Source organism: Halovenus salina (assembly GCF_026410925.1).
GTDB lineage: Archaea > Halobacteriota > Halobacteria > Halobacteriales > Haloarculaceae > Halovenus > Halovenus salina.
Window position 1 is genome coordinate 3,258,781 of record NZ_CP112972.1, and the last position, 15,602, is coordinate 3,274,382.

Below are 15,602 nucleotides of genomic sequence, written 5' to 3' on the forward strand. Positions count from 1 at the left end.
GGAGCAATCCTCCAGGTCGACGGCGGCGACCAGCTCGTCATCGAGGGCGAGGCAATCGAGCGAGTGCTGGCCGTCGAACCGGCCGATGTCGAACCGGCCGACCACCTCTCGTTTGCCCGGAACGTCTTCATCCCGCTGACGACGGCGTGTCGGTACACCTGTACCTACTGTACGTACTTCGACCCGCCGGGGGAGGCAACACTCCTTACCCCGGCGGAGGTTCGCGATATCGTCGCCACGGGAGCTGAGGCCGGCTGTACGGAGGCACTCTTTACGTTCGGCGACGACCCGGATGACCGGTATACCGGGATATACGACCAACTCGAATCACTGGGGCACGATTCGATACACAGCTATCTCCGCGAGGCGTGTGACATCGCGCTGGAGGAAGGGCTTCTTCCGCATGCCAATCCCGGCGACCAGACCCGCGAGCAGATGGCTGCTGTCGCCGACGTGAACGCGAGTATGGGCGTCATGCTGGAGACGACCGCAGACGTTGGCGTCCACAGCGGTCTGCGGGCCAAATCGCCGGCACAGCGCCTCGGAACCCTTCGAACGGCCGGCGAACTCGGTGTCCCGTTCACCACTGGCATCCTGGTCGGCATTGGCGAGACCTGGCGTGATAGGGCCATCAGCCTGCTCGCAATCGCGGCGCTTCACGAGGAGTACGACCACATCCAGGAGGTCATCGTCCAGCCGGTCGCCGAGAACGACCGCTGGCAGGGCGGGTCTCCGGAGACAGCGACGCTCCGGCGGACTGTCGCGATGGCGCGGGCCACTCTCCCCCCGGAGGTCTCGTTGCAGGTCCCGCCGAACCTCGCGCCGGCCGAAGCGGTCGTCGACTGCGGTATCGACGACCTGGGTGGTGTCTCTCCGGTGACAGACGACCATATCAACCCCGACTACGCGTGGCCGGCACTCGACGAACTCGAACAGATTGCGGATGCGGCGGGCGTCCCACTTCAGGAGCGACTCCCTGTCTACGACCGGTACCTCCCTGACGACCTCAGTACCGGGGCACAGAGTGACGAGCAATCAGAGACGACACGGTCCGAGTGGCTGTCGCCACGCATCAAGGAGGCACTGGCTGCGGAGACGCCAGCAGGCCGGCGTTATCGCGGCGTTCTCGACGAAGAACCAGTCCACGCCCCACAGCCGTAACCGCTATCACTCGACCAGCGGCGACCCGTCGGCTCGGGGGCCAAGCCGTGGCCCAAACGGCGGCTCCTCCGGGTCGATTCGGCGGCGCTGTTCGTAATCTGTCGACCGCTCGACCGGCGTCCGTCCAATCGCCGAAATCATCTCGACGTACTCCTCGAACGAGCGAGCCTCGCCGAAGGTCCCGCCGGCACGCTTCGTGATTTCCTCGGAGAGAATCGTCCCCATGAAGTCATCCGCCCCACACGAGAGCATCTTCAACCCCTGTTCGTCGCCGTATTTCACCCACGAGGACTGGATGTGCTCGATGTTGTCGAGAAAGAGCCGTGAGACGGCAATCATCAGCTCGTCTTCGTCGCGGCTCGCGCCGCCGTCGACCATGCCGCGGTCGTGCAACGGCGTGTCGTGATGGACGAACGAGAGCGGGACGAACTCGGTGATTGCGCCGGTCCGCTCCTGGAGGTCTCTGATGGTGTCCAGGTGGTGAATCCGGTGGGCCTCGTTCTCGACGTGTCCGTACATGATTGTCGCGGTGGTCGGGAGGCCAACGGCCGCCGCGGCTTCCATTGCCTCGACCCACTCGTCGCTTCGAATCTTTCCCGGACAGATAACCTCGCGGACCTCGTCGACCAGAATCTCGGCCGCGGTTCCGGGCGCGCTGTCGAGGCCGGCTGCAGCGAGTCGGCCGTACACCGTCTCGTAGCTCCAGTCGGTCCCGCGCCGGGCGTGGTAGGCCTCCTCGGGCGTCATCGAGTGAAGGTGGATATCCTCGACGCTCATCGCCCGCATCTGCTCGCAGTAGGTGCCCGGGTCCGTCTCGTACCGGGCTGGTGACTTGTAGTTCAGATCGCCGCGGTCGCTCGTTTCCAGGAGTTCGCGGTGCTCTTCGTCGAGGGCCAAGGCCGGATGGAGTCCGCTGACGGACGTCACCTCATAGATGCCGGTCTCGATTGCGTCGGCGACGATTTCGCGTGATTCCGCGGGGGTCTTGGTGAATCCTGGGTTGTCGGCCTCGTTCTCTGTGAGGAACTGGTCCGAGCGGTCCTTGAAGTTACAGAAGAGACACCCTGTATTACACGCCGTCGTGACGTTGTTGTTGAGGTTAGCGACGAAGGTAACCTCGTCGCCGACGACCTCGGCGCGGCGGCGGTCGGCGGCCTCCAGTACCAGCTCCTTGCGCTCGCGGTCGATACCTGGCGTATCGGTTCCGGTTGTGAGTAACTCGATACCGTCGTCGACGGTGAGTCGGTCGCCCGAGCGTGCCTTGGTGAGTGCGTTCTCGAAAGACTGGCCGGTCTCCGGACGCAGCTCCCAGTCGTAGCGCTCGCGGGGAACGTTCGGTCCCCCGCGGGAGGCGTCTGCCATTGTCCATTATCCAGGACCGGCGACCTAAACACTGACGGGTGCGGTGAGACCTGCCACCATCGCTGGGAGCCGTTGTATTTTTACTCCGGGCTGTGAATCTCTAGCTATGTCTGGCTCCCGCCGCGCTGTTGTCGCCCTCCTCTGTCTGACTGCTGTCTGTACCCTTGGTGGGTGTACGTCGATACTTTCAGACGACATCACCCAGGAAGAACTCATTGAAAAGGCAGAGAGCGCCGAACCACCCGAGGAGATGAGTGCGACCGTCGAAGTGAACGCGACTGTCGATGACGAACAGATTGGATACAGCTACGATGTCTGGTACCGCCAAGGGGGACTGAGCCGAGTCGAGGGAACCTACAGGGGGAGTCGAACGGTCCAGGTCAACGACGGCGACAAGATATGGGCCTACAACGCTGACGAGGAGACTGTTAGCATACGTGAGGACCAGACAGATATCTCACCGCTTCGGGACGCGGTTAATATCACCGAGGAGCTGCTCCGGTCGAAAAACGCCACCGACATAACAAAAACGGAGTACGAAGGCCGCGAGGTCTATCACGTCGTCTTCGACGAGAGTGCAACGCAAAAGGAGAAGAATCAGAACAGCGTTCTCACGCCACTCGTCCCCAGCGTAGGGGGTATTCTCCCCGGGGGACAGACTGACCAGGCCGAAAACGAGACCGCTGACGGCGTTGAGCGGGTCGAACTCTGGATAGACGCAGAGTACATGTACGTCCTCCGACAAACCGTCGAAGGCGAAGACCCGTCCGAACAGCGGTACACCGATGTTGAGTTCGAGCCAGGCATCGACGACGACCGCTTCGAGCTCGACGTTCCGGAGAACGCGACAGTCAACGAGATCGAAACCCCCGAGTATCGAGAGTTCGACTCCCTCGGAGAGTTTCTGGCACAGTCACCGGTCGAAATCGAGCGCCCGACTTTTGAGACACTCGACGCCGAGTTCGAAAGGGGATTCTTCCTGTCCGAAAATAACTCCGAGGGCATTCGAGTTGGTATCCGGTACGATGTCGGCCAGCCGTCCTGGCTAACGGTAAACAAATACAACGACACGACCGAGACCACTGTCGAGGGAGAGCCAATCCAGGTCGACGGTGTCGACGGCGTCTACGAGGAGGTCTCACAGAACTCCCACAAAATTAGCTGGACCGCCAATGGCTTCCGATATCAGATTCTGGCCAGTGTTCAAACAGATCGTGAGACGCTAATTCGGCTCGCAGAGTCGATGGAGACGACCTAATCAGGACGGGAGTAGATTGACGACCGACAGCGCCTCTGCCATGACCCAGGCGACGAGCACTGCGTAGGCAACTAACAACAGATACGCCTCGTGAAGTGTCAGGGCAAGTCGCGTGCGGAGTGTCACGAACAACAGTGCGGTCGCGGCCACGAGACAGCTCATCAGCGTCGCAGTCGCCGAGAAATCGATAACTGCAGACTCAGTCAACAGAACGCCTATTGGAATAACCACCAGCAAATCGAAGATGGTCGAGCCAAGCACGTTGGCGACGCTCGCCACGTCGTGCTCGCGGTTGGCGGCCTCCAATACCAACTCCTTGCGCTCGCGGGGAATGCTCGGTCCCCCGCGGGAGGCGTCTCCCATTATCCAGGACCGGCGATCTAAACACTGACGGGTGCGGTGAGACCTGCCACCATCGCCGGGAGCCGTTGTATTTTTACTCTGTGCTGTGAACCTCTAGCTATGTCTGGTTCCCGACACGCTGTTGTCGCCCTCCTCTGTCTGACTGTTGTCTGTACGCTTGGCGGGTGTACGTCGATACTTTCAGACGACATCACCCAGGAAGACCTCCTCGAAAAGGCAGAGAGCGCCGAGCCACCCGAGGGGATGAGTGCGACCGTCGAAGTGAACGCGAGTCTCGATGACGAACAGATTGGATACAGCTACGATGTCTGGTACCGTCAAGGGGGAATGAGTCGGTTCGAGGGAATTAATAGGGGAAGTCGAACGGTCCAGGTCGACGACGGCGACAAGATATGGTTCTACAACGCTGACGAGGAGACCGTCAGCGTACGTGAGGATCAGACAGATACCTCACCGCTCCGGGACGCGGCTAATGTGACCGAAGAGCTACTCCAGTCGAAAAACGCCACGGAAATAACGAAAACGGAGTACGAAGGCCGCGAGGTCTATCACGTCGTCTTCGACGAGAGTGCAACGCAAACAGACAAGGATCAGAACAGCGTTCTCACGCCACTCGTTCCCAGCGTGGGCGGCATTCTCACTGGTGAACAGACCGACAAAGCCGAGAATGAGACCGCTGACGGTGTCGGGCGGGTCGAAATCTGGATAGACGCAGAGTACATGTACATCCTCCGGCAAACCGTTGAGGGCGAAGACCCGTTCGAACAGCGGTACACCGATGTCGAGTTCGAGCCAGGCATCGACGACGACCGTTTCGAGTTCGATATTCCAGAAAACGCGACAGTCGAGGAGGTTGAAACGCCCGACTATCGCGAGTTTGACTCCCTCGGAGAGTTTCTGGCACAGTCACCAGTCGAAGTTGAGCGCCCGACCTTCGAGACACTCGACGCTGAGTTCGACAGGGGATTCTTCGTGTCGGAAAACACCTCCGAGAGTGTTCGCGTCGGTATCCTGTACGATGTCGGCCAGCCGTCCTCGCTAACGGTGAACAAATACAACGACACGACCGAGACCACCGTCGAGGGAGAGTCAATCCAGGTCGACGGTGTCGACGGCGTCTACGAGGAGGTCTCACAGAACGTCCACCGAATTAGCTGGACCGCCAATGGCTTCCGATATCAGATTCTGGCCAGTGTTGAAACAGACCGGGAGACGCTGATACGGCTCGCTGAGTCGATGGGGACGACCTAATCAGGACGGGAGTAGATTGATAACTGACAGCGCCTCTGCCATGACCCAGGCGACGAACACTGCGTAGGCAATCAACAACAGATACGCCTCGTAAAGTGTCAGGGCAAGTCGCGTGCGGAGTGTCACAAACAACAGCGCGGTCGCGGCCACGAGACAGCCCATCAGCGGCGCAGTCACAGAGAAGTCGATGACCGCAGACCCCGTCAGCAGGACGCCTATTGGAATGACTACCAGCAGATCGAACGTGTTCGATCCGAGGACGTTGGCGATGCTCGCCACGTCGTGCTCGCGGTCGGCGGCCTGGATACTCACGAGCGCGTCAGGGAGACTGGTGGCGGCGGCGACGACGACGGCACCCCACAGGAACTCCGGTGTTCCGACCAGATCGCCGATGACGATGACAGCGTGGACAAGTCGCTCGACCGCCACGAGAATAATCAACAGCCCCGCACCCAACAGTCCCCACTGTTTCAGCGGTGAAATCGAGTTAGACTCGACCTCGCCGGTGTACTCTGTCGTGTCCTGCCACTGCATAAACAGATAGAGCAGGTAGACGCCAAGCGGGAACAACACCATCGGCCGGGTCAACTCTCCGCTCAGCGAATCGTTCAGCGAGCCGTTCATCGGGTTATAAATAAGCGACATGGAGAATGTCAGGAACAGTACGAGAATCGATATCATATAAAACAGCGTCTCCTTGTGGACGAGAGTCCGAGACGCACTGATACTTGACCCGCTGAAGACGACCGCAAGTGCTGGAATAACGAGGATATTGAAAATCGCCGAGCCGACGATACCGCCGGCACCCAGCCCGAACGAGCCCGCAAGCGCCGCGAAGATAACGCTTGCGAGCTCCGGGAAACTCGACCCAATCGCCGCGATAATGCCACCCTGTACAACCGGGGGGAGGTCGTAATGGATTGCGAGCTTAGAGCTTGCACCCTCGAGCCAGTTGCTTCCGACCCAGATTGCACCTGTTGTAACGATGATGATTGCTATCTCGACGAGCGGCCACTCAGACATCTGTCGTCGTGTACACTGGGAGCTGTAGTAAGCAGTTCGATACCGGCTGGTCCACGGGCCGGACCACGCAGCTTTTGTCTGCTACACTGGTAGTATCGATCGATGTCGTGGAGTATTCTGGAGATGCTCGGCTCCGTGACGGTCCTCATGGTCGCGATTCCGCCGGTGCTCGCGGGTGTTGGGCTGTTGTTCGGTGGTGAGCTGGCCGTCGGGGCCGTCTTGGTGGCCGCTGGGTTCGGAATGGTCGCTGCCGACCAGTACATCACGACACCTGGCGACATCCCGGTTGCCGTCGCCAGCAGAGTCGTCGGCGTCATCGTCAATCAGCCCGACGACGAACAGTGACCATCTTGTCGCTCTCTGGATACGCGAAGAGAATACCTTCCCTGCGGATACGTCGACTTCGGCATCACGAGCGAGGGCGGTCCCCTCGGGTACACGGTCGTATGCCTCGTTCTCGGGAGATTCTGTTCGTCAGACGACACCGTGTCGTTCGGTCAATCGCACAGATGATCGTCATCACGGCCAGGGCGGCGATGGATCGCGAGACCGAACAGCCTGCTGACTGACACCGCTGTCTGTCACTCTTCGATTGCGTTGCTAGTAGCCGTGCCGGCGGCCGTTTCGACCGTTCCCTCGTCGGCCTCGCGCGACTTGACAGCCACAGGGTCGAACTCGTTTGCCTCCTGATTTGGCTCCAGTCCGGCCTGCTGGATTGTTTCGATGTCGTCGCCGGGGGACTGCCCCTCCGTGGTGAGGTAGTCGCCCGTCAGGATGCCGTCGGCACCTGCCTCGAAGGGGAGATGCTGCTCGTCGGCGTCGAGATTCGCCTCCCGCCCGCCGGTCAGGCGGACCCGGGCCTCTGGATGGAGGAGCCGGTAAACGGCAATCGTCTCGATTATCTCCTCGGTCGTAATGTCGGCAGATTCCCCCAGCTCGTCGCCGAGTGGGGTCCCAGCTACTGGGTTGAGGATGTTCACCGGAAGCGAGGAGATGCCAATATCCTGGAGAGCGATGGCGGCGTCGACGCGGTCTGTGGGCGACTCGCCCATGCCGAGAATGACGCCGGCACAGAGATCCATCCCGGCCTCCTTGGCTACTTCGAGCGTGTGAACGCGGTCTTCGAAGCTGTGTGTCTCGACGATTTCGGGGAAAAAGCGCGGCGAGGTTTCGATGTTGTGATTGTAGTGGTTGAGTCCCTCTTCGGCGAGGATTTCGGCCTCCTCGTCGGTGAGGATGCCCAGGCTGGCGTCGACTTCGACTGCCGTCTCGTCACGAACCAGCCGGATTGCTTCGAGTACCTCCTCCCACTCTTCGGGGCGGTGTTCCTTCGAGACGCCCTTCTCGGCGACGACGATACCGAACCGCTGTGCGCCGTCTCGCTCGGCTCGTTTGGCCGCTTCGAGTACCTTCTCCGGGCCGAGAAAGCCGTAGTTGTCGATTCCCGTCTCAAAGTGGACCGACTGGGCACAGAACCCACAGTCCTCGGCACAGTTGCCGGCCTTCGCGTTGACAATCGAACAGGCGTCGACTGTTCCGTCACCGAACTCACGGCGCACCGCGTCGGCCGCGAGCGCGAGCTCGTCGACGGGCTGGGCCATCAGGGCAATTCCGTCCCGCCTGTCGAGGCGTTCACCCTCGAACAGCCGGGCGAGTGCATCGTCTATCGTCTTGTTTCCTGTTTTGTAAACCACGGTCACTGTGTCGGTTGTCGGTTATAAAAGCGTTCGGGTGGCATGCAAAAGGTCAGTATCTTAACCGCGGGGGTAGAAGCCGTCGCCAATGACGAGCGTCAAGAACTTCCGGGTGAGTGAGCAGGCAACACAGTCCTCGCTCGGGCGCGGGGTTTTCGAGTTCACGGACGACTACTCGGTGTTCGACTGGGGGAAGATGCCCGACACGATTCCGGACAAGGGTGCGTCGCTCTGTACGATGGGTGCGTTCAACTTCGACCTGCTGGAGACAGCGGGGATTCCCACCCACTACGAGGGCGTGGTCGTCGACGGCGAGACCGTCTCGCTCGGCGAGGCACTCGACCGGGAGACCCCACCCCGCGAGATGGCCATCGAACTGACGCAGGTGCCAGACCTGCCCTTCGAGGATGGAGCATACGACTACGAGGCGTATCACGCCGAGGCGGGAACGAACTATCTGGTCCCGCTGGAGATTGTCTTTCGGAACCGCGTTCCCGTCGGCTCCTCGCTTCGCAAGCGCACGGACCCGGCGGACCACGGCCTCGATTTCGACGGGTGGCCCGACCGCGCCGTCGACCTTCCCGAGGCAGTTGTCGAACTCTCGACCAAATACGAGGAGCAGGACCGCTACCTGAGCCGCGACGAGGCCGACGAGATTGCGGGGAAGGCAAGCGTCGACGACCTCGAATCGGTCGCCCGAGAGGTGAACCGAATCGTCACAGAGCAGGCAGACAGCGCCGGACTGCGACACGAGGACGGCAAAATCGAGTGTCTCTATCTCGACGGCGAGATTCGCGTCGCGGACGTGGTCGGCACCTTCGACGAGAATCGCTTTTCCTACGACGGCAGACAGGTGTCCAAAGAGGTCATCCGGCAGTACCACAAACGCACCCAATCCGGATGGGTCGAGGCCGTGGCCAAGGCCAAAGACCAGGCGGACGCCGAGGGCGTCGACGACTGGAAAGCGCTGTGTGAGACGGCTCCAGAGCCTCTCGACGGCGCAGTCATCGAGGCGGCCCGGGACATGTACTGTGCCGGGACAAACGCCTACCTTGAGCGAGCGGTCTTCGATACACAGCCTCTCGAAGAGGCGCTTTCCCGGTTCGAGCGCCTCTAAGCGAACGGTCACCCGATATCGATACGAGCACGTGTCTGTGTGTCACTCCTCAGACTCGAAACAGTAGGTTTATCAGTATCACAGAGCGAAATTCAGGCATATTACTCCCGAGATGACAGCGAACAAGCAACCGGAGGTAAACATCGGACTCGTTGGACACGTCGACCACGGCAAGACGACGCTGGTCCAGGCATTGAGCGGAGAGTGGACAGACCAGCACTCTGAGGAGATGAAGCGCGGTATCTCTATTCGGCTGGGATACGCCGACGCGACGTTCCGGCAGTGTCCGGAACTGGACGAACCCCAGCGGTATACCGTCGACGAGGAGTGCCCCGACGGGACCGAAAGCGAGGTACTGCGCACGGTATCCTTTGTCGACGCCCCAGGCCACGAGACGCTGATGGCGACGATGCTCTCGGGTGCGTCGATTATGGACGGCGCGGTGCTGGTGATTTCTGCGAGCGAAGACGTGCCACAGGCACAGACCGAAGAGCACCTGATGGCGCTTGATATCATCGGTATCGAGAACATCGTCATCGCCCAGAACAAGATCGACCTGGTCGACCGCGAGGGCGCAGAAGAGAACTACCAGCAGATTCAGGAGTTTGTCGAGGGAACTGTCGCCGAGGACGCGCCCATCGTCCCGGTCAGCGCCCAGCAGGAGGTCAACCTCGACTTGCTCATCCAGACTATCGAGGAAGAGATTCCGACCCCCGAGCGCGACCCCGACGCAGACCCCGAGCTCCTCGTCGCCAGGAGCTTCGATATCAACCGTCCAGGGACCGAGTGGGATGGTCTCACGGGCGGCGTTCTCGGCGGGACGCTCTCGCAGGGCGAACTCGAAGCCGGCCAGACGCTCGAACTCCGTCCTGGCCGTGAGGTCGAGGAAGGCGGCCAGACCGAGTGGCGTCCCGTCGAGACGGAGGTCCGCACACTCCAGGCTGGCGGCGACAGTGTCGAGGAGGTGACTCCTGGCGGACTGCTCGGCGTCGGAACAGGTCTGGACCCGGCAATCACCAAAGGTGACGCACTCGCCGGTCGCGTTGCCGGCCCCCCCGGGACGCTGCCGGAGGTCCACGACGCGTTCACGATGGACGTGACGCTGCTCGAACGCATCGTCGGCAGTGAGGAAGGCGAGGGCGAAATCGAGGAGATTTCGACCGGCGAGCCGCTGATGCTGACAGTCGGGACCGCGACGACGGTCGGTTCGGTCACCAGTGCCCGCGGCGACGAGTGTGACGTGAAGCTCAAGCGGCCGGTCTGTGCCGAGCCGGGCGTCAAAATTGCAATCAATCGACGCGTCGGCGCACGCTGGCGACTCATCGGCTTCGGAACGCTACAGTGACTGTCGTACTCGATACAAACGCACTCATGATGCCCGTCGAATGCGATATCAGGCTGTTTGACGAACTCGGCCGCCTACTCGATGGGCCAGCGTGTGTCGTTCCCCAGGCCGTCCTCGCCGAACTCGACTCTCTTGCCGCCGGGAGTGGTGAGGAGGCGGTGGCCGCAGACGTCGGGAGCGACCTCGCGGACGAACACTGTCAGACTCGGGAAGCGACCGAATCGTACGCGGACGACGCGGTTTTCGAACTTGCACAGGCAGACGACGTGACACACGTCGTGACGAACGACGGGCCGCTCCGTACGCGCCTGCTCGATGCGGGCATACCAGTAATTAGTTTACGGGGGCGGAATAAACTAGCTATCACTCAACCATAATCTATGTACAAGAGGGTTACACTACGCGACACGGTCGAGGTACCACCGGAGCATCTGGCGGATGTCACGCCGGACCTCGTGAAGAAACTGCTACAGGACAAACTCGAGGGACGAGTCGACGAGGATGTCGGTTCGGTCGTCTCGGTCATCGATGTTCACGACATCGGAGCGGGCGCTGTCTTGCACAACGAGCCAGGCGTCTACTACGAGGCCGAGTTCGACGCGCTCACGTTCGACCCCCAGATGCAGGAAGTTGTCGACGGCGAAATTGTCGAGGTAGTCAGCTTCGGCGCGTTCGTCGGTATCGGCCCCGTCGACGGGCTGTTGCACGTCTCCCAGATTTCCGAGGAGTATCTCGCCTACGACGAGGAGAACCAGCAACTGGCCTCGCGGGAGTCGAATGAAACGCTGGGGACTGGCGACTCGGTCCGCGCCCGTATCGTGACAAAGAGCATCGACGAGCGGAATCCACGCGACTCCAAGATTGGGCTGACGGCGAAACAGGTCGGCCTCGGCAAACACGGCTGGCTCCAGGAACAGCGGGAGAGCCGCCAGACGCAGGCCGAAGCGGGTGATAACTGATGGCCGACCGACTGGTCTGTCGGGACTGTCATCGCGTCCAGGAGACCGAGGAGGTCGAGGCCTGTATCGCCTGTGGCTCGACCTCGCTGACCGAGGACTGGGCTGGCTACGTCGTCATCGGCCATCCCGAAGAGAGTATCATCGCAGAGGAGATGGAAGTTGAAGAGCCCGGAACGTACGCGCTGAAGGTCAGATAACGTGACAGACGTCGTGCTCGAACTGCCGGAGTCGCTTCGCTCGGAGCTCAAAGAGCCGCTCGGATCCATATACACCGACGGTGACGCTCTTCTCGAGGCGGCCGGCGAACCGATTATCAGCGTCGGCGATGTGGTCACCTACCACCTCATCGAAGCAGGCTACACGCCCGCAGTCGCGCTCGTCGACGAGCGGACCGAGCGCAACCAGGTGGCACCAGAGATTTCCCAGCGAGTCGAAAACGAGCGCTTCGACCGGGAGATATCGGTTCACAATCCGGCTGCGACAGTGACCGCGGAGTTAGTTGATACACTCTCGGCCGCGATGAGCAGGTCGGAGTCGACGCTCATCGAGGTCGACGGTGAGGAGGACCTCGCCGCCCTGCCCGCTGTGATGCTTGCCCCAGCCGGTGCAAGTATCGTGTACGGACAGCCCGGAGAAGGGATGGTCCTCGGAACGGTCGACGAGGACCTCAAGCTGGGTGTCCGGAACATTATTTCGCAGATGGACGGCGATACAGAACGCTTTTTCGACCAAATCAGAGAGTCTCACTAACGACCACCACAGATATACACGACGCCAGTATACAGGTAGGCATGAAGCTCTCTTACCGGTATACGATATTTTTTCTTGTCGTTGTTCTCGTGTCTTGTGGGGTTCTGTTCGCAACGTTCTCTGCACACCGCTCCGATGTGACCGACGACGCAGAGACAGACCTCAGAGATCGATCAGAGCGTCTATCCTCCTTTCTTGACACGGAACTCCGCAAACAACAGCAGGTTGTTGAATTCGCCGCCACTGACCGGCGGGCACTCAACCACGGTACTGCGACACAGCGCTCGATGCTCGAATCGTTCGTCGATACCACCGCGTTCAACGGCGTCTCAGTAGTCAACACGACGGGGAAGATACAGGCACTCGTGACCGACGAGGGGTACCAGCCCGAGATAGTAGACAGCGATATCAGCAACCGAACCTACGTCCAGCGCGCCCTTGGCGGCGAACCGTACATCAGTCGCCCCCTCCGCGCGAAAACTGGCAATCGTATCGTCGTGATGAGCGGACCCGTGACTGTTGACGGCGAGGTGCGCGGAAGCATCAACGCCGCCTACCACCTCAACAGCACGGAGATGTTTGCTGGGCTGGCAAGCGAAAACGAGGCTGGCTCGGTGACCGTCGAGTCGAACGGTCTGGTGCTGTACAGCACTCTTAAAGACGAGGAGACGCTCACCAAGAGCGCTGACCTCGATGCAGTTGACTGGACGGTGACCGCACACTATGATAAAAACGCAGTCAACGCCTCGGCAAAGCAACTCGCTGTCTTCCAGGGGCTGATGGGACTGGTTCTCCTGGGAACGCTCGCGGCTTTCGGTTGGTGGGTGTATCGGGCCCAGATTCTCCAGATAAATCAACTCCTGGGTCAGTTGAACGCACTTGAACAACGCCAGTATGACCAGCGCATCGAGCTGGATGGCGGCCACGAGTGGGAGCAGATTGGACAGGCACTCGGTGAGCTGCGCGAATCTCTCACACAGCGCGAGCAAATGCTCCTCGTCCACAACCGTATCCTCCGGCATAACCTTCGGAACAAGCTGAACGTGATACGGAGCCGGGCTGAAATCCTCGACAACAAGAATGGGTCCTCTTCGGAGACAGCGGAAATTCAACAAGCGACGGACACACTTCTCGGGCTTGCCGACAGAGCACGGACTACCGAACGCCTACTCGACCCGCCGGACGAAGACGCTCAGACGGACATTGCAGACGTAGTCAGAGAGCGCACAGACACGATAGCTACCTCACACCCGGAGCTGTCGGTCAACGTTTCGGCCCCAGAGACCGAATATGTCGCCTGTGGCACTGAAATCGGTACGGCAATCGAGGAACTCCTCCAGAACGTCGTCGACCACGCAGGACCGGAACCAACCGCACACGTCACCGTTGCCGAAGCCGGAGACTGTACCGTTGTTCGTATCGAGGACGACGGTGACGGTATCCCCGACTCTGAGGCAAAACTCGTCTCTGGAGACCACGATATCACACAGCTTCAACATACTGTGGGAATTGGACTCAGGCTTGTCGACTGGATTGTCTCTCGGTACGACGGGACATTTCGAGTGCCACAGACCGACGAGAACGGATGTCTCGTCGAGATGGAACTGCCCCGAGCCCCCTCGGAGACACCATCACAACCTCACTCGACGAGAACGAGCACGTAGCGCGTGAGCGACCGATGGACCCGTCTCTCGAACGTTGCGTCGACCGACCAGCCGACAGACCGTGCCTGGGTAGCCCAGGAGCGGTCGCCGACGACGACACACCGCGAAGCGACTCGTCTGGATTCTGCGAGCGCGTCGGCGACAAGCGTTTCGAGTTCGCCTTCGATTTTCGACTGGCGACCGTAGGGGGTGTCGAAGACGACGCCGTCGACCGAATCGTCGGCAAGGGCAAGCGCGTCCGCCGACCCTCTGAGCAGTTCCCAGTCCCCGCCGAGAAAGGCCGCGAGGTTCTCGCTGGTGCCCCGGAGCATCTTCGCCTGTACATCCGAGCCGAGGACAGTTGAGCCAACTAGTCCTGCCTCGATGAGCAACCCGCCGGTCCCGCACATTGGGTCGAGGATTCTCGTGTCCGGGCCGGCTCCGGCGATGTTGACGAGCGCGCGGGCGAGCATCGGGTCCATGCTGCCGGGCTGGAAGAAGGGACGGTCGCTCGGCTTGCGCGTGGTGAAGTCGCGGGTACTCGCGGCCGCAAGCCAGCCCAGCGCACAGACCTCGCCGGTCGGTCCCGCCGAGAACAGCGCGCGAAGCTCGTGGTCGGGGTCGTCGAGGTCGACGGTGAATCCGCGCTCGACGAGAATATCGCCCAGTGCGCGCTCTGTGGCCTGTGTGTCGATGCCGGTCGTGCTTCGTACGTCGACCGCCCGGACGGCCACAGAGCCGTCGCGGGCGAGATTTGTGGCCTCCAGTATCGCCGTCGCGCCGTCGAGCGTCGGCTCGCTCCGCCCGAGAAGCCGGCTAGCCCGGTGGGTAAACGCCAGCTGTTCTACGCCGTCGATACCGCGTGCAACCGCCAGCCCCGGAGCGAGTATCGACACGTCGGTTGCTCCCGAGCGTGCCTCGTACGCCCCAAATTCGTCGTCCTGGCCCGCCAGTTCGAGAACGTACACGGTGGTACTGACCCTCCCAGCGAGTTGAGCGTAACGGTTGCTGGCCTCCCGACTCACGAACCTTTATAAGGTTTAAATACGACGTTTAAGTCGAGATATGGTTGACCCAAAGGAGACAATCAATATCGAAAACGTCGTCGCCTCGACGGGTATCGGGCAGGAACTCGACTTGCAGAGTGTCGCCATGGACCTCGAGGGCGCGGACTACGACCCCGAGCAGTTCCCCGGGCTGGTCTACCGGACCCAGGAGCCAAAGTCGGCGGCACTGATCTTCCGGTCGGGCAAAATCGTCTGTACGGGTGCCAAGAGCACCGATGACGTCCACCAGAGCCTGCGTATCGTCTTTGACAAGCTGCGCGAGCTCAACATCCAGGTAGAGGACGACCCCGAGATTATCGTCCAGAACATCGTCACCTCAGCGGATCTGGGTCGGAACCTCAACCTCAACGCTATCGCCATCGGCCTCGGACTGGAGAAAATCGAGTACGAGCCCGAGCAGTTCCCCGGACTCGTCTACCGCCTCGACGAGCCGGATGTCGTCGCGTTGCTGTTCGGCTCTGGCAAGCTCGTCATCACGGGTGGGAAACAGCCCGACGACGCCAAGGAGGCCGTCGACAAGATCGTCTCGCGGCTCGAAGAACTCGGTCTGCTGGAGTAACGCTTCCGGACTAGTTGGCGGCTATTCTATCCAGACAGCTCTTGCAGGCG

General features: G+C 60.9%; 18 protein-coding genes. 13 read left to right on the forward strand and 5 right to left on the reverse strand.

Features of this window, described 5'->3' with window-relative positions; genetic code table 11:
- Nucleotides 1-6 precede the first annotated feature (6 nt).
- Nucleotides 7-1,161, forward strand: coding sequence for a 7,8-didemethyl-8-hydroxy-5-deazariboflavin synthase subunit CofG (cofG, locus tag OSC37_RS16445; protein ID WP_267164213.1), 1,155 nt, complete (start codon nucleotides 7-9; stop codon nucleotides 1,159-1,161).
- Nucleotides 1,162-1,167: 6 nt separating this feature from the next.
- Here cofG and cofH read toward each other — a convergent pair whose 3' ends face one another.
- Nucleotides 1,168-2,523 carry a 7,8-didemethyl-8-hydroxy-5-deazariboflavin synthase subunit CofH gene (gene cofH, locus OSC37_RS16450; RefSeq protein ID WP_267162517.1) on the reverse strand — a complete coding sequence of 452 codons (1,356 nt, stop codon included), beginning with the start codon at nucleotides 2,521-2,523 and terminating at the stop codon, nucleotides 1,168-1,170.
- A 106-nt stretch (nucleotides 2,524-2,629) separates the two neighbouring features.
- On the opposite strand from cofH, the gene OSC37_RS16455 reads away from it, so the two are divergent.
- Nucleotides 2,630-3,781 (forward strand): LolA family protein, encoded by a 1,152-nt coding sequence (locus OSC37_RS16455; RefSeq protein ID WP_267162518.1) that lies wholly within the window; start codon nucleotides 2,630-2,632, stop codon nucleotides 3,779-3,781.
- Here the strand turns inward: OSC37_RS16455 and OSC37_RS16460 are convergent, their stop codons facing one another.
- Nucleotides 3,782-4,144, reverse strand: coding sequence for a calcium:cation antiporter family protein (locus OSC37_RS16460; RefSeq protein ID WP_267162519.1), 363 nt, complete (start codon nucleotides 4,142-4,144; stop codon nucleotides 3,782-3,784).
- Between the two features lie 99 nt (nucleotides 4,145-4,243).
- Between OSC37_RS16460 and OSC37_RS16465 the strand changes: the two genes are divergently transcribed.
- A complete protein-coding gene (locus OSC37_RS16465; protein WP_267162520.1) occupies nucleotides 4,244-5,395 on the forward strand; it encodes a LolA family protein in 1,152 nt (383 codons plus the stop codon).
- On the opposite strand, the gene OSC37_RS16470 is transcribed toward OSC37_RS16465, so the two are convergent.
- Complete coding sequence (locus OSC37_RS16470) at nucleotides 5,396-6,418, reverse strand: sodium:calcium antiporter (RefSeq protein WP_267162521.1); 1,023 nt, start codon at nucleotides 6,416-6,418, stop codon at nucleotides 5,396-5,398. It abuts the gene before it with no gap.
- A 102-nt stretch (nucleotides 6,419-6,520) separates the two neighbouring features.
- Between OSC37_RS16470 and OSC37_RS16475 the strand changes: the two genes are divergently transcribed.
- On the forward strand, nucleotides 6,521-6,763 hold the full coding sequence (locus tag OSC37_RS16475) for a DUF7533 family protein (RefSeq protein ID WP_267162522.1): 243 nt from the start codon (nucleotides 6,521-6,523) through the stop codon (nucleotides 6,761-6,763).
- 101 nt (nucleotides 6,764-6,864) lie between these two features.
- Nucleotides 6,865-6,987: a hypothetical protein gene (locus OSC37_RS16480; protein WP_267162523.1), complete on the forward strand. Its 123-nt coding sequence runs from the start codon at nucleotides 6,865-6,867 to the stop codon at nucleotides 6,985-6,987.
- A gap of 12 nt (nucleotides 6,988-6,999) precedes the next feature.
- Here OSC37_RS16480 and bioB read toward each other — a convergent pair whose 3' ends face one another.
- Complete coding sequence (bioB, locus tag OSC37_RS16485; protein WP_267162524.1) at nucleotides 7,000-8,112, reverse strand: biotin synthase BioB; 1,113 nt, start codon at nucleotides 8,110-8,112, stop codon at nucleotides 7,000-7,002.
- 88 nt (nucleotides 8,113-8,200) lie between these two features.
- On the opposite strand from bioB, the gene OSC37_RS16490 reads away from it, so the two are divergent.
- The 7 genes from OSC37_RS16490 to OSC37_RS16520 all read left to right on the forward strand — a co-directional run bounded on the left by OSC37_RS16490 (nucleotide 8,201) and on the right by OSC37_RS16520 (nucleotide 13,947).
- Nucleotides 8,201-9,229 (forward strand): phosphoribosylaminoimidazolesuccinocarboxamide synthase, encoded by a 1,029-nt coding sequence (locus tag OSC37_RS16490; RefSeq protein WP_267162525.1) that lies wholly within the window; start codon nucleotides 8,201-8,203, stop codon nucleotides 9,227-9,229.
- A 112-nt stretch (nucleotides 9,230-9,341) separates the two neighbouring features.
- Complete coding sequence (locus OSC37_RS16495) at nucleotides 9,342-10,574, forward strand: translation initiation factor IF-2 subunit gamma (protein WP_267162526.1); 1,233 nt, start codon at nucleotides 9,342-9,344, stop codon at nucleotides 10,572-10,574.
- Between the two features lie 26 nt (nucleotides 10,575-10,600).
- The gene (locus tag OSC37_RS16500) at nucleotides 10,601-10,951 is read left to right on the forward strand and encodes a PIN domain-containing protein (RefSeq protein WP_267164214.1); all 351 of its coding nucleotides are present in this window, start codon (nucleotides 10,601-10,603) and stop codon (nucleotides 10,949-10,951) included.
- A 3-nt stretch (nucleotides 10,952-10,954) separates the two neighbouring features.
- Nucleotides 10,955-11,533, forward strand: a complete 579-nt coding sequence (locus OSC37_RS16505) for a DNA-directed RNA polymerase (RefSeq protein ID WP_267162527.1) — start codon at nucleotides 10,955-10,957, stop codon at nucleotides 11,531-11,533.
- Nucleotides 11,533-11,730, forward strand: coding sequence for a transcription elongation factor subunit Spt4 (spt4, locus tag OSC37_RS16510; RefSeq protein ID WP_267162528.1), 198 nt, complete (start codon nucleotides 11,533-11,535; stop codon nucleotides 11,728-11,730). The genes OSC37_RS16505 and spt4 overlap by 1 nt, the downstream gene beginning before the upstream one ends.
- Before the next feature lies 1 nt (nucleotide 11,731).
- The gene (locus tag OSC37_RS16515) at nucleotides 11,732-12,283 is read left to right on the forward strand and encodes a GTP-dependent dephospho-CoA kinase family protein (RefSeq protein ID WP_267162529.1); all 552 of its coding nucleotides are present in this window, start codon (nucleotides 11,732-11,734) and stop codon (nucleotides 12,281-12,283) included.
- Nucleotides 12,284-12,420: 137 nt separating this feature from the next.
- Nucleotides 12,421-13,947, forward strand: coding sequence for a cache domain-containing sensor histidine kinase (locus OSC37_RS16520; RefSeq protein ID WP_267162530.1), 1,527 nt, complete (start codon nucleotides 12,421-12,423; stop codon nucleotides 13,945-13,947).
- On the opposite strand, the gene OSC37_RS16525 is transcribed toward OSC37_RS16520, so the two are convergent.
- The gene (locus OSC37_RS16525) at nucleotides 13,923-14,894 is read right to left on the reverse strand and encodes a methyltransferase domain-containing protein (protein ID WP_267162531.1); all 972 of its coding nucleotides are present in this window, start codon (nucleotides 14,892-14,894) and stop codon (nucleotides 13,923-13,925) included. The genes OSC37_RS16520 and OSC37_RS16525 overlap by 25 nt on opposite strands.
- A 97-nt stretch (nucleotides 14,895-14,991) precedes the next feature.
- Here OSC37_RS16525 and OSC37_RS16530 point away from each other — a divergent pair, with 97 nt between their 5' ends.
- Nucleotides 14,992-15,552, forward strand: a complete 561-nt coding sequence (locus OSC37_RS16530) for a TATA-box-binding protein (RefSeq protein WP_092702266.1) — start codon at nucleotides 14,992-14,994, stop codon at nucleotides 15,550-15,552.
- The last annotated feature ends 50 nt before the right edge of the window (nucleotides 15,553-15,602 follow it).

Excerpts from the sequence above, each read along its gene's own strand:
- spt4 (WP_267162528.1), top strand. The coding sequence starts at position 11,533 with ATGGCCGACCGACTGGTCTGTCGGGACTGTCATCGCGTCCAGGAGACC.
- OSC37_RS16475 (WP_267162522.1), top strand. The coding sequence starts at position 6,521 with ATGTCGTGGAGTATTCTGGAGATGCTCGGCTCCGTGACGGTCCTCATG.
- cofH (WP_267162517.1), bottom strand. The coding sequence starts at position 2,523 with ATGGCAGACGCCTCCCGCGGGGGACCGAACGTTCCCCGCGAGCGCTAC.
- OSC37_RS16480 (WP_267162523.1), top strand. The coding sequence starts at position 6,865 with ATGCCTCGTTCTCGGGAGATTCTGTTCGTCAGACGACACCGTGTCGTT.
- OSC37_RS16530 (WP_092702266.1), top strand. The coding sequence starts at position 14,992 with ATGGTTGACCCAAAGGAGACAATCAATATCGAAAACGTCGTCGCCTCG.
- OSC37_RS16465 (WP_267162520.1), top strand. The coding sequence starts at position 4,244 with ATGTCTGGTTCCCGACACGCTGTTGTCGCCCTCCTCTGTCTGACTGTT.
- OSC37_RS16460 (WP_267162519.1), bottom strand. The coding sequence starts at position 4,144 with ATGGGAGACGCCTCCCGCGGGGGACCGAGCATTCCCCGCGAGCGCAAG.
- OSC37_RS16490 (WP_267162525.1), top strand. The coding sequence starts at position 8,201 with ATGACGAGCGTCAAGAACTTCCGGGTGAGTGAGCAGGCAACACAGTCC.
- OSC37_RS16505 (WP_267162527.1), top strand. The coding sequence starts at position 10,955 with ATGTACAAGAGGGTTACACTACGCGACACGGTCGAGGTACCACCGGAG.
- OSC37_RS16455 (WP_267162518.1), top strand. The coding sequence starts at position 2,630 with ATGTCTGGCTCCCGCCGCGCTGTTGTCGCCCTCCTCTGTCTGACTGCT.
- OSC37_RS16500 (WP_267164214.1), top strand. The coding sequence starts at position 10,601 with ATGATGCCCGTCGAATGCGATATCAGGCTGTTTGACGAACTCGGCCGC.
- OSC37_RS16495 (WP_267162526.1), top strand. The coding sequence starts at position 9,342 with ATGACAGCGAACAAGCAACCGGAGGTAAACATCGGACTCGTTGGACAC.
- OSC37_RS16470 (WP_267162521.1), bottom strand. The coding sequence starts at position 6,418 with ATGTCTGAGTGGCCGCTCGTCGAGATAGCAATCATCATCGTTACAACA.